At 67.4% G+C, this 14350-nt stretch carries 14 protein-coding genes, 1 pseudogene and 1 riboswitch; of the genes and pseudogenes, 9 read left to right on the top strand and 6 right to left on the bottom strand.

Going from position 1 to position 14350, the window contains the following annotated elements:
* Positions 1-30: 30 nt before the first annotated feature.
* Positions 31-2610 (bottom strand): ComEC/Rec2 family competence protein, encoded by a 2580-nt coding sequence (locus C3Y92_RS14010; RefSeq protein ID WP_129353529.1) that lies wholly within the window; start codon positions 2608-2610, stop codon positions 31-33.
* A gap of 217 nt (positions 2611-2827) precedes the next feature.
* On the opposite strand from C3Y92_RS14010, the gene C3Y92_RS14015 reads away from it, so the two are divergent.
* The 9 genes and pseudogenes from C3Y92_RS14015 to cobI all read left to right on the top strand — a co-directional run bounded on the left by C3Y92_RS14015 (position 2828) and on the right by cobI (position 9769).
* Positions 2828-3169 (top strand): hypothetical protein, encoded by a 342-nt coding sequence (locus tag C3Y92_RS14015; RefSeq protein WP_129353531.1) that lies wholly within the window; start codon positions 2828-2830, stop codon positions 3167-3169.
* Between the two features lie 53 nt (positions 3170-3222).
* Entirely contained in the window at positions 3223-3810 is a 588-nt protein-coding gene (locus tag C3Y92_RS14020) for a DJ-1/PfpI family protein (protein WP_129353533.1), read from the top strand.
* A 354-nt stretch (positions 3811-4164) separates the two neighbouring features.
* Positions 4165-4584, top strand: coding sequence for a hypothetical protein (locus C3Y92_RS14025; protein ID WP_129353535.1), 420 nt, complete (start codon positions 4165-4167; stop codon positions 4582-4584).
* Positions 4585-4853: 269 nt separating this feature from the next.
* A complete protein-coding gene (locus C3Y92_RS14030) occupies positions 4854-5174 on the top strand; it encodes a hypothetical protein (protein ID WP_235669492.1) in 321 nt (106 codons plus the stop codon).
* 23 nt (positions 5175-5197) lie between these two features.
* Positions 5198-5382: riboswitch (cobalamin riboswitch) on the top strand.
* Positions 5383-5487: 105 nt separating this feature from the next.
* Positions 5488-6390: a sirohydrochlorin cobaltochelatase gene (locus C3Y92_RS14035; RefSeq protein ID WP_129353538.1), complete on the top strand. Its 903-nt coding sequence runs from the start codon at positions 5488-5490 to the stop codon at positions 6388-6390.
* Complete coding sequence (locus C3Y92_RS14040; RefSeq protein ID WP_129353540.1) at positions 6390-7436, top strand: FecCD family ABC transporter permease; 1047 nt, start codon at positions 6390-6392, stop codon at positions 7434-7436. Before C3Y92_RS14035 ends, C3Y92_RS14040 begins: the two co-directional genes overlap by 1 nt.
* A gap of 56 nt (positions 7437-7492) precedes the next feature.
* A pseudogene (locus C3Y92_RS14045) lies at positions 7493-8245 on the top strand (ABC transporter ATP-binding protein); the annotation flags it as partial.
* Positions 8133-9059, top strand: coding sequence for an ABC transporter substrate-binding protein (locus C3Y92_RS14050; protein WP_235669493.1), 927 nt, complete (start codon positions 8133-8135; stop codon positions 9057-9059). The pseudogene C3Y92_RS14045 and the gene C3Y92_RS14050, both read left to right, overlap by 113 nt.
* The gene (gene cobI / locus C3Y92_RS14055; protein ID WP_129353544.1) at positions 9056-9769 is read left to right on the top strand and encodes a precorrin-2 C(20)-methyltransferase; all 714 of its coding nucleotides are present in this window, start codon (positions 9056-9058) and stop codon (positions 9767-9769) included. Before C3Y92_RS14050 ends, cobI begins: the two co-directional genes overlap by 4 nt.
* Positions 9770-9826: 57 nt before the next feature.
* Here the strand turns inward: cobI and C3Y92_RS14060 are convergent, their stop codons facing one another.
* The 5 genes from C3Y92_RS14060 to C3Y92_RS14080 form a co-directional block, all read right to left on the bottom strand.
* The gene (locus tag C3Y92_RS14060) at positions 9827-11206 is read right to left on the bottom strand and encodes an L-serine ammonia-lyase (RefSeq protein WP_129353546.1); all 1380 of its coding nucleotides are present in this window, start codon (positions 11204-11206) and stop codon (positions 9827-9829) included.
* Between the two features lie 8 nt (positions 11207-11214).
* Complete coding sequence (locus C3Y92_RS14065; protein WP_235669494.1) at positions 11215-11460, bottom strand: response regulator transcription factor; 246 nt, start codon at positions 11458-11460, stop codon at positions 11215-11217.
* Positions 11461-11503: 43 nt separating this feature from the next.
* On the bottom strand, positions 11504-12016 hold the full coding sequence (locus C3Y92_RS14070; protein ID WP_129353548.1) for a hypothetical protein: 513 nt from the start codon (positions 12014-12016) through the stop codon (positions 11504-11506).
* 370 nt (positions 12017-12386) lie between these two features.
* Positions 12387-12875, bottom strand: coding sequence for a CBS domain-containing protein (locus C3Y92_RS14075; protein WP_129353550.1), 489 nt, complete (start codon positions 12873-12875; stop codon positions 12387-12389).
* 65 nt (positions 12876-12940) lie between these two features.
* On the bottom strand, positions 12941-14200 hold the full coding sequence (locus tag C3Y92_RS14080) for an HD domain-containing protein (RefSeq protein ID WP_129353552.1): 1260 nt from the start codon (positions 14198-14200) through the stop codon (positions 12941-12943).
* Positions 14201-14350 lie beyond the last annotated feature (150 nt).

Below are 14350 nucleotides of genomic sequence, written 5' to 3' on the forward strand. Positions count from 1 at the left end.
CCCCGGTGGGTCTGGGCAGCGCCCAGCGCGTCATGGGATGACGCCCTGGCGTACCGTCTCCGTGCCGAGGACTTGCCCGTCGCCGTCCAGTCGCACGGTAATCGCGCCATTGTCCTTGGTGGCAAGAACCGGACAGGGCAATCGCGCCAACGCCTCGACGACCTTGGCGGAAGGATAGTGGCCGGCGTCGCCGCAGCTGACGAGAGCGATTTTCGGGGCCACGGCGGCGTAGAAGCGGCGCGACAGGCTGGAGCTGGAGCCGTGGTGGGGCAGGACAAGGACGTCGGCTTGCAGGTTTTGGCCGGAGGCGGCGAGTTTTCGCAGTACGGCGGTTTCGGCGTCGCCGGGAAAAAGGGCCAGGCCGTGGCCGTTTCGGGTCAGACGCAGGATGAGCGAACCGTTGTTGTGGGAAAGATCGGCCTGGGGGCCGGGGTGGAGGACGTCGAGCACAAGGCCGTGGCCGAGATCAAGGCTGTCGCCGGCGGCCAGGGACCGGGTCGGAATACGGCGGCGGGCGAGGACTTCGGCCAGGGCCGGGCCGAGTTCGCCTTCAGGCGCGCCGCCGTTGTCCAGATAGGTTACGATGGCGAAGCGGTCCAGGAGCGAGACGTAGCCTTTGACGTGGTCGCTGTGAGGATGGCTGGCGATGGCCATCTCCAGGCGCGGCGGGCGGCCGTCGGCGAGGTAGGCCCCGACCACGGCCCGGCCGACGTCGAAGGAGCCGAAAAGGCCCCCGGCGTCGATGAGGAGCCTTTGGCCGCCGGGCAAGGCCACGGCCACGGCCTGCCCCTGGCCCACGTCCAGGACGGTGACGGCGACCTCCTGGGAAAACGCCTCAAGCCCGCGTGTCAGACTCGGGCCGGTCAGCAGCAGCAGGCTCACGGCCAGGGCGGCTTTTGGCAGCGGCCTCTTGGAGGCCACGGCCAGGGCCAGGGCGGCGAGCAGGCCGTAGCAGCCCAGCAGCTCCGGGGCCGAGGGGCGCAGCACGGCCCGGGCTGTCAGCAGGCCCTGGGCATCCAGGGCGGCCAGACCACGCATGAGCCAGGCGCAGCAGTCGGCCCCGGCCGTCAGCAGCGTGTGGGCGAGGGCACCAAGTCCGGGAACGGCGGCCGCCGCCGCGCCGCACAGGACCAGCGGCATGACCAGGCAGCCGAGGATGGGCAGCCACACCAGATTGATCCAGGGCGCGAAGGCGAAGTCGCCGAAAAGCCGGGCAATGAGCGGCAACACGGCGGCCTCGGCGGCAAGGCTCGTCCAGAGGATGCCCAGGCCGCCGACGAGGAGGGTTCGCAGAAGCGTGCCTTGGCCCGGAATGCGGGAAATCGCCCGGGCAAAGGGCGGCCAGAACAGGGCAATGCCGGCCACGGCCAGGGCCGAGAGCTGGAGGCTGGCGCTAAAGGCAGCCAGCGGCGAGACGACAAGAAAGGCGGCCAGGGCCAGGAACAGGCCGTCGAAAAGGGCCTTGTCGCGCCCCCAAAGCAGCATGAAGCCAAAAGCGGCGAACATCAACGCGGCGCGCACAAGCGACGGCGAGCCGCCGCCGATCCAGCAGTAGCCAACGACCAACGGCGCGGCGGCCAGGACGATGAGTTTTGGGCGCGGCAGGCGCAGATAGAGGCGGGGCATAAGACGCCCGACGGCCAGCACCAGCGCGGCGGCCAGCCCAACGACATAGGCCACGTTCATGCCGGACAGGGCCAGGGTATGGGCCAGGGAGGCCCGGCGCACCAGCTCAAGGTCGGTTTCGGCGAAGCCGGACTTGTCGTCGAAAAGCAGCGCCGCCACCATGGCCCGGCCGGCCGAGGCGGCGCTGTCGTCCAGCGAAGTGGCGGGCGAGACGGCGGGCGGCGGGGCCAGGGCAGCGGCCACCCGGTCGCGCAGGGCCTGCCGCCAGAGGGCCAAGGCGTTGTCGCTGACAGCCAGACGCGTGAGGTCGCCGCGCCCGCCCTTGGCGTAGGCGCGAAAAAATACGCCTTCCAGGCGGCGCAGGAAGGCGAAGTCGGTGGTTCCGGGGTTGGCGAAGCCGGCGGTCGGGCGGATGCGGCCGGTCACGGCCAGGACGTCGCCGGGAACGGGCGTCAGGTCGGGCTGGTCGAAGGTGACGGCCAACCGGCCGGGCAGCGGCGCAGCGGCGCAGTCGGGGCCGGTCAGGCGCACCTCGTCCAGGACCAGGGCCAGGCGACGCCCCGGCCGGGGATCGACGCTGGCGACGCGCCCCACGGCGGTGAGGGTTTTGGCGGCCAGGCACGGCGGCGCGTCAGGCGTTGCCGGCAGGGCCAGCCAGCCCGCGCCAAGGCCCAGGGCGAAGGCGGCGGCCAGGGCCGGCAGGCCCGGCCTCATGTTGCGCCCTTTCACCAATTCAAGCACTTTTTTGAAATCTTGGGATTTTTTGGGGTCCGTTGGCCTTAAGCCAGGATCAGCGCGCTTCAAGGGGTCGACAGGCGGTGACAGACCGCCCACGAACAGGGCGAGCAAGGCCAGGCCGAGAAGCGCAGGCAGCAGATATTCCACGCCCAGGATGCCGCCGGCATAGGCCAAAAGGCAGGGCTGCCAGGGCAAAAGCGGCGGCACGCCCCGGCCGGCGTCGTCATGGGGCGGGTCGTGCGCCAAAATGTTGCATCCCTGTCACGGTATTTTGCCCGGGATTGTAGAAAGCTTGGGGTCCGGCGGCAAGGGCCTTCGGCGGTTGCGGGCGCTGCCTCGGCGGGCGGCCGCATCCGGCGTCGTCCGGGCCTGGGTTTGCCCGCTCCGCTTGTCACCGGCCCGGCTTGGGGATAATGCTGTGAACCAATCCCCGCGCCCGGCCGGGCGCGACCAAGGAGCCTCCATGCACCGCCGCAGCATCGCCCTGTGCCTTTTCGCCGGACTGGCCCTGGCCGGTTGTTCCCAGGTCCAGCCCATCATGACGCCCCAGGAATTCGCCGCCGGTTGCGCCCAGGGCGCGGCCGGGGCCGACGCCGCTTGCTCGGCCAAGGTCTGCCAAGTCTACCAGGCCGTGGTCACGGACTATTACGAGAACATGGAAGGCTGCTACGCTGCCTGCAAGGACCGGGCGGCCTCCCTGGAAACCGGAGCCGATCCGGCCTGTCTGGCCATAATCCAGGGCGAGAAGGACCGGTGCATGGATTATTGCAACCGCAAGTTCTACCGCTGCAACTGCGCCAAGTAAGGTCAGCCAAACGCCGCGCCAGGCGGCGAAACCCCACAGACAAGGAGTACCCCATGGCGGTCAAGAAAATTCTCATGCTCGTCGGCGACTATGTCGAGGACTATGAAGTGATGGTCCCCTTCCAGATGCTGCTCATGGTCGGCCACGACGTCAAGGCCGTGTGCCCGGGCAAGAAGGCCGGCGAGACCGTGCGCACCGCCGTGCACGATTTCGAGGGCGACCAGACCTACAGCGAAAAGCCCGGCCACAACTTTGCGCTCAATTTCGACTTCGACGCCGTGGACCCGGCCGCCTTCGACGCCCTGGTGGTGCCCGGCGGCCGCGCCCCGGAATACATCCGGTTAAATCCCCGGGTCATCGAGATCGTCAAACATTTCGGGGCGACCAAAAAGCCCATCGCCGCCGTGTGCCACGGCCAGCAGGTGCTGGTCACGGCCGACGTCATCGCCGGCTGCCAGTGCATGGCCTACCCGGCGGTGCAGCCCGACATCGAACGGGCCGGGGCCACCTACGTTGGCCCCAACGAAACCTTCACCAACGCCGTGACCAGCGGCAACATCGTCACCGGCCCGGCCTGGCCGGCCCATCCCCAGTGGATGCGCCAGTTCCTGGACCTGCTCGGCACGAAAATCGAAGCCTAGGCTCCAGTCTGAAGACCAACCGGCGGCAGCTTTGCGTCCATCCTGATCCGCGAGGCTGCCGCCGCGTCGTGGCGTCGGGCGGCGCGTCCCTTGAAAAACATGCTGAAACTTTCGAAAAATGATTCTTTTTCGTGAGGTTGTTCCCCAAACACCGCTGACGCTTTTTTGAGGATGCAACGTAGGCCATCCGTGGCCAACGCCCGGCCTGCCGGCTCGAACTCACGGGAGAGCGCGCCGGTCCGGCCGGCGCGCCCCCAAATCCCCCCCTTTTTTCCACGGCGCAACGATGGTATAGCCCTGGGCGACCACCCGCCCGGCGGCGGCCCACCCGGCCCGCCGGCGCAACGAGGCGCTATGATCGACAAGACAAAACTGGATCGCCTGCGGCAACTCATCGGCGACTTTGCCGTCAACAAAGGAAAAGTGCTCCTGCTCGTTTCCTTTCTGCTCTTTATCGTCGCCGCCTACTACGTCATGGACTTCATCACCGAGGACAGCCTGGCGGTGAAGTACAAGAAGACCACGGCCCTGGTCGAGGAAGTGCAGGAAACGAAAAACGTCCTGACCATCGTCACCAGCCAGGGGTTCTTTGTCGTCGATCCCGGGCTGCGCTCGGACAAATTCAAAAACATCGCCGACTTCTTCCGCAAGGTCAAAGAAGACGGCTCGCCCGTGCGCATCGACTATAAGGACGTCGGCAACGACAAGGTCATCGAAAACGTCTTTTACCGGGCGGAATCCAACAAATTCGGCAAGATAGGTTCGCTTAAATAGACCCGGCCGGCCGGCAAATACAAAGCGGCGGTCGGCCAACGCCGCCCGCCGCTTCAAAAAAGCCCGGCCAATGGCCGCTCTACCAGTCCTGATCCTTGGGCTTGTTGGCCTGCTGGGACTTGATCAGCAGCAGGGAAATAAAGATGGTCGCAAACCCGAACAGCACGATAAGCCCGGCGAAATCAAATTTCACGGCGAACCCCCAGAAATGTTTTTGTGAAAAAAATCCTTACTCCCAAATGACCAGCCTGTCCAGACATGCCCGCCTTTTGGGCGGTAGCCTCGCCCTGGCGCTTACCTGCCTGGCCTGCTCGCCCGGGCCAGCCCAGGCCGCCGTCATCGAGGTCGGCGTGGATGCCTACAAGGTCAACGGCGGCCCGGCCGAAACCGCCGCCTGGGACGTGGCCGAACGGCTGGCCATGGCCAAGGACGTGGCCATCGTGGTCATGAACCCCAAGGCCAACAAGGGGACCGTCCAGATCCTCATGCAAAACCTCGAAACCCTCAAGATTCCCACGCTTTTCACCAAAAAAGCCGATTACGACGTTTTGCTTAAGCGCGGTTTCATCAAGCCCCATCCCGCGCCTTGACAGGCGGCCGCCCCCCGGCTACCTCCCCGGAAATCGACCTGGGTGCCCTCACGGGCTTAATAGGGAATCCCGTTCAAATCGGGAGCGGTCCCGCCGCCGTCAGTTCCACGCAAAGGTCGGCCTCCACGCGCGCCACTGGGAAGCACTTCCCGGGAAGGCCGGGGCCGATGGAACAAGCCGGAAGACCTGCCCGGGTTCTGGCACATCCCGCCGGCAACGAGGGCTTTTGCCGGCCGGGACGCGGCTTCGGGCGCTTTTTCGTCTCCCGTCCGCTTTCCTCAAGAGCCCTCCATTTCCGTGGAGGTTACCTGGCATGATTCGTCTGACCCGTCTTACGCATCTGGCGCGCTTGGTCCTGTCCCTGTCCCTGGTCCTGGCCCTGGCCGCCCCGGCCGCCGCCGGCCACGACGCCAAGAAGGAACCGAAAAAAGCCATTGTCGTGGCCGCCTTTGGCACCACCGTGCCCGAGGCCGCCCCGGCCATCGAAAAGATGGTGGCCCGGGTCAAGGCCGCCTATCCCGGCGTGCCCGTGACCCTGTGCTACACCGCCGCCATGATCCGGGCCAAACTGGCCAAGGAAGGCAAACGCGTGCCCTCCCCGGCCGAGGCCCTGGCCGCCCTGCCCGATCAGGGCGTCACCGACGTGGCCCTTTTTTCCCTGCAAACCGTCCCCGGGCACGAATACCACGACCTCGTGCGCACGGCCGCCGCGTTCTCGCGCATGCCCAAGGGTCTGTCCCGGGTCGAGGTGACCGCGCCGCTGTTGTTTGAGGCCGAGGATTTCGCCAAGGCCGCCGCCGCGCTGCTTGAAGCCGCGCCCAAGGACCGCAAGCCCGGAGAAGCCGTCATCTTCGTCGGCCACGGCACCGAGCATCCCGCCAACATGGCCTATCCGGCCCTGCAGTACAGCCTGTGGCGGCTGGATAAAAACGCCTTTGTCGCCACCGTGGAAGGCACGCCCTCCTTTGACGACGCCGTGGCCGAACTCCAGGCCAAGGGCGTCAAGAAAGCCTGGCTCATTCCGCTTTTTGCCGTGGCCGGCGACCATGCCCGCAACGACATGGCCGGCAAGGAAAAGGACTCCCTGGCCTCGATGCTCACCGCCGCCGGCGTGGAGACCAAGGCCGTGCTGGCCGGCGCGGCCGAGCATAGCGGCGTGGCCGACATCTGGATCGAACACCTCAAGACAACCTTCGACGCCCTGCCCGGGAAATAATGCCGCCACACGCCTTCCCCCGGGGCGGGGTCCTGAAGCGGACCCTGCCCCTTGTCCTGGCCGGGCTGGCTGCGCTCAGCGCCGCCTGTCTGGCCGGGGCCTATCCGGCTGCCCCGGGGGACGTGCTGGCCGTGCTGGCCCGGGCGGCCGGCCTGGCCGTCCCGGCTCCGGCCGATCCGGCCCTGCCCACGGTGGTCATGGAACTGCGCCTGACCCGGGCGCTTTTGGCCTATGGCGTGGGCGCGGCCCTGGCCGTGGCCGGCGCGGCCTTCCAGGGCGTGCTGCGAAATCCCCTGGCCGATCCCTTTACCCTGGGCGTCTCGGGCGGCGCGGCTTTTGGCGCGGCCTTGTCCCTGACGCTGGGCCTGGGCGCGGCCCTGGGCTCAACGCTCGTCACCCCGGCCTGCGCCCTGGCCGGCGGCGGCGCGACCCTGGTCGCGGTCCTGGCCCTGTCCCGGCTGGCCGGGGGGCTGCGACGCGAGACGGTGGTTTTGTCCGGCATCGTGGCGGCCACCTTCCTGTCCGCCCTGCTCTCCCTGGTCAAGGCGCTTAACGAAGAATCCGTGGCCGGCATCGTGTTCTGGATCATGGGCGGCTTTCAGGGCAAGGGCCGGGCCGAACTGGCCCTGTTCCTCCCCTGCCTGCTGCTTGGCCTGGCCGGCGTGGCGCTGTTCCTTCGCGAGCTGGACATTTTGCTCTTGGGCGAACGCCAGGCCCGGCAGCTCGGCGTGGCCGCCGGCCGGTCGCGGCTGGCCCTTCTTGGCGCGGCGAGCTTACTCACCGCCGGCGCCGTGGCCGTTTCCGGGGTCATCGGCTTTGTGGGGCTTATCGCCCCCCATGCCTGCCGGCGGCTCTACGGCGGCGAACACGGGGCGCTGGTGCCCCAGGCCGCCCTGGCCGGCGGGGCGCTGTTGTGCGGGGCCGACGTCCTGGCCCGGGTGATCCTGCCCGGCGGCGCGGAGTTGCCCGTGGGCGTGGTCACGGCCCTGCTCGGCGGGCCGTTTTTTTGCTTCCTGCTCCTGACCGGGCGCGGGGGGCGGGCGTGATCCGCTGCCGCGACCTGACCAGCGGCTACCGGGGCCGGGCTGTCCTTGGCGGGCTGAGCCTTACCGTGGCCGCCGGGGAAATGGTCGCCGTCCTTGGCCCCAACGGTGCGGGCAAGACCACGCTGCTGTTGGCGCTTTCGGGTGTGCTGTCGCCGGGCGCGGGCACGGTGGTCCTGGCCGGGCGCGATCTGGCCGAACTCACCGACCGGCAGCGGGCCAGGCTCGTGGCCTCCGTGCCCCAGCGCGGCGAAAACACCGGGGAACTGGCCGTGCGCTCGGTGGTGCTCATGGGGCGCTATCCGTATCTGGGATTTCTTGGCGGCTACGGCCCGGAAGACCACCGGGCGGCCGAGGCGGCCATGGAGGCCGTGGGCCTGGGCGGTCTTGCCGACAGACGCCTTCATGAACTGTCCGGCGGCGAATTCCAGCGGGTGCTGGCCGCCCGGGCCTTGGCCCAGGAAAGCGGCATTTTGCTTCTGGACGAAGCCTCGGCCAGCCTGGACATCGCCCGCAAGATGGACCTCTACCGCTTGCTCGCCACCCGTAACGCGGCCGGGGTCACCATTCTGGCCGCCCTGCACGACATCAATCTGGCCGCGCTGTTCTGTCGGCGGCTGGTGTTTCTCAAAGATGGCCGCATCGAGGCCGACGGCCCCACGGCCGAGGTTTTTACGCAGCAAACCCTTTCGAGGATTTATGAAACCGACATCATCGTCATTGCCCATCCCCAGACCGGCGCGCCCCAGGCGTTGGCTGCCGGCGGCGGTCTGCCTGCTGGCCGGCCTGCTGGCGGCCGCGCCGGCCCATAGCCAAGGCCCGGCCGTCGTCGATGACCTGGGCAACACCGTCGCCCTTTCCGCCCCGGCTCGGCGCGTCGTGCCGCTTTACGGCGCTTTTGTGGATATCCTGGCCGGCATGGGACTGACCGACCGCGTGGTCGCCCGCACCGAAGCCGACCCGGCTCCGGCCGGCGAGCCGGAACTGCCGGTCATCGGCACCCACATGCGCCCCAACATTGAGCGCGTCCTGGCCGTGCGCCCGGATCTCGTGTTGCAAATGGACGGCCGGGGCGAAGCCCGGGAATCTGCCGCCAGGCTCGCCGGCCTGGGCATCCCCACGGCGGTCTTTGCCGTGTCGGATTTTCCAACGTTATTTTCCGCCATTGACCGCATCGGCGTGCTGTGCGGCGACGAAACCGGGGCGCGCAACCTGCGTGAAGCCCTGGCTGGCCGCCTGCTCGCCGTCAAAAGGCCGGCCGGCCCGCCGCCCAAGGTCTTTTTTGAGGTGCGCTCGGGCAGCCTGCTGGCCGCCGGCAACACCTCCATGGCCTCGGCCGTCATCGCCGCCGCCGGCGGCAACAACGCCGTGACGACAAAGGACAAAATCGTGCGATTATCCGACGAGGAACTGCTGCGCCTGGCCCCGGACGTCTGCCTCACCCAGCGCGGCCCCATGAACCCCGAAGCCCGGTCCATGGCCGAGCGGCCCGAGTACGCCACGCTGCCCTGCGTGCAAAACGGCCGGGCCTTTGTGGTGGACGAGGCGACCTTCTCCCGGCCCGGGCCGGGAAGCGTGACGGCCGTGGAAGAACTGGCCGCGCTGCTGTCCGGGAGGCCGTCATGACCCGCCCGGGAACGCTTTTCGGCATCGGCGTCGGCCCCGGCGACCCGGAGCTGGTGACGCTTAAGGCCGTGCGCGTTCTTGGCGCGGTGGACGCCGTCTTTGCCGCCTCGTCGAGCAAAAACGACTATTCCATCGCCGAGGCCATCGTCGCCCCCCATCTGCCGGCCAGCCAGGGGCTCACCCGTCTGCCCTTTCCCATGACCCGCGATCAGGCCGCCCTGGACGCGGCCTGGGCAAAAAACGCCGCAGCCATGGCCGCAGTGTTGGCCGCCGGGCGCGACGCGGCCTTTATCACCCTGGGCGATCCGCTGCTCTACAGCACCTTTGGCTACGTGCTCCCGCGCCTGCGCGATCTTGTGCCGGGCCTTGCCGTGGAGATCGTGCCCGGCATCACCTCGTTTCAGGCGGCAGCAGCCCGCACCGGCCAGGTACTGGCCGAGGGCGGCGAAAACCTGCTGGTGGCTTCGGGCATCGACGACGACGGCCGGCTGGCCGCCGCCCTGGAAACGGCCGACAACGCCGTGATCCTCAAAGCCTACAAAAGCTTTCCCCGGCTTCGCGCCCTGCTCTCCGGCCTGGGTCTGTCCCGAGGCACGACCTTCGTCACCCGCCTGGGCCATGACGGCGAGGCCGTGGAGCGCGACCTGGACAACGCCCCCGAACGCCCCCATTACCTGTCGCTGTGCCTGATCAAGCGGGGGCGCGGCTAGCAACAAACACGGCGGTCCGAACGTTTAAGCGGCCCCGTCCGCCCAAGCGTCGCGGCCCTAGCAAGGGACGCTGAGCGCCAGCCCGCCCTGGGCGGTTTCCTTGTATTTGGTGCACATGTCGCGCCCGGTCTGGGCCATGGCCGCGATGGCCTGGTCCAGGCCCACCACATGGTGGCCCGGGGTCTCGGCGGCGGCGATCTGGTAGGCGGCAAACGCCTTGACCGCACCCATGGCGTTGCGCTCGATGCAGGGAATCTGGACGTAGCCGGCCACCGGGTCGCAGGTCAGGCCCAGGCAGTGCTCCAGGGCGGTTTCGGCGGCGTTTTCCACCACATGGACGCCATGCCCGTTGGCCTGGGCCAAAAAGGCGGCGGCCATGGCCGAGGCCACGCCCACCTCGCCCTGGCAGCCCACTTCCGCGCCGCTCACCGAGGCGTTATGCTTGGCTAAAAGGCCCACCATGCCGGCCACGAGCAAGGCCTCGCGGAAGTTCTTGCGAAACACGCCGGCCGTGGGGCGCAGCACCTTGGCGATGTAGAGCACTCCGGCCAGCACGCCGGCCGCCCCGGCCGTGGGCGCGGTGACGATAATGTGGCCGCAGGCGTTCTCCTCGGCCCCGGCAAAGGCGCAGGCGCAAAGGGCCAGGATGGGCCGGTCAGCCATCTGCGGGTCCTGGCGGTAGCGCGCGAAAAGAACGCCCGCCTTGCGCCACAGCCCAAGCGGCCCCGGCAGCGGCCCCTCTGCCTCCAGCCCACGCTCCACCACGTCGATCATCACCCGCATGACGCCGTCAAGCCGCTCCACGATGGCCTGCCGGGACAGGCCGCTGACCACCTCTTCATTGGCCATGAGCACGTCGGGCAGGGACAGGCCCGTCTCCTCCACCAAGCGGCGCAGGCCGGCCATGCTCGAATAGGGATACGGCGGCAGGGGCCGCACCGGAGGTTCCTCGCCCTGCCATTCCACGAACCCGCCGCCCACGGAATAGGCCTCCCGCGTAAAAAGCACGGTCCCGTCCCCGGCCGTCACCCGAAACACCATGGTGTTGGGGTGGCGCGTGGGCACGGTCAGCAGGTCGAGGGCCACGGCGCGCGGCGAAATGGCGATGCTCCGCCCGGCCACGACGACCGTCCCGCCGGGATAGTCGCTCAGGCCGTCGACGATGTCGGGCGGGCAGGATTCCGGGCGATGGCCGAGCAGCCCGGCCAGAAGCGCCTGGGGCGTGCCATGGCCCTGGCCGGTGGCGGCCAGGGAGCCCAGCAGGCGCACGTCCACGGCGGCGGCCCGGTCCAGGGTTTCGGCCGGCAGGCCCGAGACGGCCGCCAGGAAATCGGCGGCGGCGCGCATGGGGCCGATAGTGTGGGAACTCGACGGCCCGGGGCCGATCTTGAACAGGTCGAGGATGGGCGTGGCGATGGGCGGGCGGGCGGCGTCCATGGATGTCCTTACGGGGTTTCGGGGTTGTCGGGCGTCTGGTCCGGGGAGGCGGCCTGGGGCGTGGGCGAAACAAGCTGGTCCAGGAGCGCCTCGGCGTTGTCCGGGCTCATGTAGCGCCGGCCCGAGGCCACGGTGCGGATGGCCACGAACAGTTCGCTGTCCAGGGCCTGCTTCTCGATGGAGCCCAGGGCTCCGGCGCTCATGACAAAGCCCATGTCGGTCTTGAAGAAGCCGAACTTGAGCAGATCGGGCACGGCCCGTCAAAACGACGCAATGCCGGCGATACGCGGGTCGGCGTCAGTCGGCCTTGCCCTTAAAAAACAGCGCGAACAGCCGCCCCGGCCCCAGGGCTTTTTCCAGCTGGCGCACGGCGAAAAGGGGGATCAGGGTCACATAAAGGATCAGGAAGTTGGCCAGCACTTCCTGTTTTTGCATATTAAGGACGGCATCAATCCCCCAGGCCAGACCACGGCCGTGCAGCAGGCCGTCCACGATCTTTTCCACAAAGGAGAAGATGATGACCAGCAAGCTGCACAACAAGGTCTGACGCAAGGCGGCGAGAATGAGCGGTCCGCGAGGCGCGCTTCTGCCCAGACCCAGCCAGTCGCCCAAAAGAATGACCTTGGCCAGGATGGCCGCTTCGAACAGGGAATAGCCGTAGTGGTAGTAGGAGAGGTTATGCTCCTGTAGCACCAGGCGCTTGTAGATGGTAAACGAGCCAAGAAAAGCGGCCAGATAGACAAAGAGCATGAGGTACTCCTTGGTCTCCTGGACGAAGCGTTCCTTGACCCTGGCTTTGTCGATGGGCATGTCCGTCCTCCGATGGCGACGCGCGGCCTGAGGCCGGCTTTCTGAGAACATGCCGATTCCATGGGAAAATACAACTCTCATGTCGTGCAGGAGGGAATGCCCAAACCGCAGCTCTCACGCTCCACCACCCAAAGATGGCAATCAGAAACTCCAAGAGATTGGCGCGCTCGCCGCGCCTTCCGAAACGGCCTCGCCGGGCTGGGGCCAGGTTCGGAAAATTCCGGGCCACTCACTCGTACGGCAACAGACTCCACGAACTGTTTACATTTGAAAATCAGCGGCAAAAGGGCGCGTACGCCGCAGTGCGCCGGCAAGGCCTTTGTGGACGCAAGGTACAAAGCCGGATGCACCGGGCCTGTCCCCGCCGGTCTCAGGGATGCGCAGCCAGGGGAGCGCACTCCCGGCGCATCTCGCGGAAGATCTCGCCCAGGGGCACAAGCCCCAGGAGCTTGTCTCCTTCCAGCACCACGGCGAACCGGCTGTCGGCCTTGATCATGGCGTCCAGGACCAGATGCAGGGAATCCGACGGCGCGACCTTGGGGATGTCGCGCCGGGCGGCCTCGGACGCCTTCCGGGCCATGCAGCGGCGGCAGGCCAGTCGGTAGGTGTCCTCGAAATCGTCGTCGCCCAGGCTTTCGCGCAGGCTGGCGTCCAGTGCGCAGTCGTTTAAGTCCGACAACAGCGTGCGCAGGCTGACGATGCCCACGAACCGGCCGGCCCGCATGACCGCGGCGGCGTCGAGGTCCGGGCTTTTCTCCAAGTGGCGCGACAGTTTGTCAGCCACGGTCTCCAGGGACTCGGCGGCATCGACGGCAAGCACGTCGGTGCGCAAGGCGTCAAAGGCGCGTTTGCGTAGCATGGTCGTCTCCGATGGCGTGGAAAGCCCCAATGTAGCCTGGACCGCGCCGGTTTGCCAAGTTCCGCTCAGTCAAAATCCGCCAAAAGCGCTCCGATATGCACCCGTCCAAAGAGCACCACGGGCGAATATTTGTTGCGAAGCCGCCAGACCGCCTGCTGGAGCTGATCGGACGTAATGCCGTTTCGCAGCGCCGTGTAGGCCTCGATAAAGGCGGCCAGGGAGTCGCAGACCTTGAGCAGCTCGCCGTCCTTGGGATCAAAGGCGTCGAGGTTGCAGCGCCCGTCCAGATCGGCCGGCGTCACCCGCGACGCCTTGCCGGTCTCGTCGCGGATGGACTCGTAAAATTCCGACCCCACTTCCATGCCGAGCAGATAGGACAACCGCTCCGCCAGCCCGGCGTAGCCGCCGCGCTTGAGCACCGAAAACACCCGGCGCTCCAGCTCGCGCTCTTCATATTCCTTGATCATGTCGCCAAGGGTGCTCACCGACTGCTTGACCGGCGAGATGATGTCGCGGGTCAGCAGTTCGGGCATGTCGTGGACCAGGCCGGCGAAGAAGTTGTTCAGTCTGCGGGCCGGGCAGGCCCCCACGGCCAGACTGAAGAAATAGCCGTAGGCCGCCACCAGAAACATGTGGCCCAGGACCGAGGTCTCCGGGATGCGTGGCGTCTGGGACCAGCGGGTCTGGAAACGCAGCTGCCCCAGCAGCCGGCCGAAATGCCCCAGCGGTGTTTTCCTGCCGGCGAAAAGCCCGTCGGCCAGGTCGGTCACGCCGCGCAGGTCGGCAAACCGGGCCAAACCGCCGGTAAAGGACGACTCGATGTCGAGGAGTTCGTCGTCCCAGGGGTTGTCGCGCTTAATTAAGGAATATTCCCAGCCGCTGGCATAGAGGTGGGCGGCGTCGAGGATGCGCCGGGCCGGGGAGTCGCCCTCCGGCACGGCCAGATAGGCTGTCAACCGCTGCCAGAAGCCGTCGCCCAGTTCGCGCACGCGTGGTTCGAGCTGGTCCAGCACCCAGTCGGTGAGCTGGCGATAGTGGGCCGGGTTGGCCTTGATCTTATAGAAGACCGGCGGCTTGATGTCGGTGATGACCAGCCGGTAGAGGTATTCAAAAAGCCCGCCCTCGACGATTTCCAGCCCCAGCGCCAGCTTCTCGGCCTCGGCCAGGCCCTCTGAATTCAACTCATAGAGCATCCAGGCCACCATCATCTTATGGGCCTGCTTGTCCACCTCCACCAGATCCATGCTGCGGTGCTTGTCGTTCCAGCGCTTCATGAACGACCCGGCAAACAAAAACTGCAAAAGCCCCTTGCGCACGCTGACCATGCCTGCTCCTTGGATCACGGCGGCCGGCCCCGGACGAGCCCCGCTCCTGCGTACAAAGGGCCTCGCCCTTTTGGGCAGACTACGCCAAACGCGCCGCGTTGTCTTCGGGTTCCAAATGCGCTAAATTTACGCCTCCGCCGCCCCCCCCAA

Source organism: Solidesulfovibrio carbinolicus, from assembly GCF_004135975.1.
Lineage (GTDB): Bacteria > Desulfobacterota > Desulfovibrionia > Desulfovibrionales > Desulfovibrionaceae > Solidesulfovibrio > Solidesulfovibrio carbinolicus.

Coding starts and splice junctions, on each gene's coding strand:
- C3Y92_RS14060 (WP_129353546.1), bottom strand. CDS start 11,206: ATGGACGCCGCCCGCCCGCCCATCGCCACGCCCATCCTCGACCTGTTC.
- C3Y92_RS14035 (WP_129353538.1), top strand. CDS start 5,488: ATGATTCGTCTGACCCGTCTTACGCATCTGGCGCGCTTGGTCCTGTCC.
- C3Y92_RS14015 (WP_129353531.1), top strand. CDS start 2,828: ATGCACCGCCGCAGCATCGCCCTGTGCCTTTTCGCCGGACTGGCCCTG.
- C3Y92_RS14025 (WP_129353535.1), top strand. CDS start 4,165: ATGATCGACAAGACAAAACTGGATCGCCTGCGGCAACTCATCGGCGAC.
- C3Y92_RS14070 (WP_129353548.1), bottom strand. CDS start 12,016: ATGCCCATCGACAAAGCCAGGGTCAAGGAACGCTTCGTCCAGGAGACC.
- C3Y92_RS14080 (WP_129353552.1), bottom strand. CDS start 14,200: ATGGTCAGCGTGCGCAAGGGGCTTTTGCAGTTTTTGTTTGCCGGGTCG.
- C3Y92_RS14050 (WP_235669493.1), top strand. CDS start 8,133: ATGAAACCGACATCATCGTCATTGCCCATCCCCAGACCGGCGCGCCCC.
- cobI (WP_129353544.1), top strand. CDS start 9,056: ATGACCCGCCCGGGAACGCTTTTCGGCATCGGCGTCGGCCCCGGCGAC.
- C3Y92_RS14020 (WP_129353533.1), top strand. CDS start 3,223: ATGGCGGTCAAGAAAATTCTCATGCTCGTCGGCGACTATGTCGAGGAC.
- C3Y92_RS14040 (WP_129353540.1), top strand. CDS start 6,390: ATGCCGCCACACGCCTTCCCCCGGGGCGGGGTCCTGAAGCGGACCCTG.
- C3Y92_RS14075 (WP_129353550.1), bottom strand. CDS start 12,875: ATGCTACGCAAACGCGCCTTTGACGCCTTGCGCACCGACGTGCTTGCC.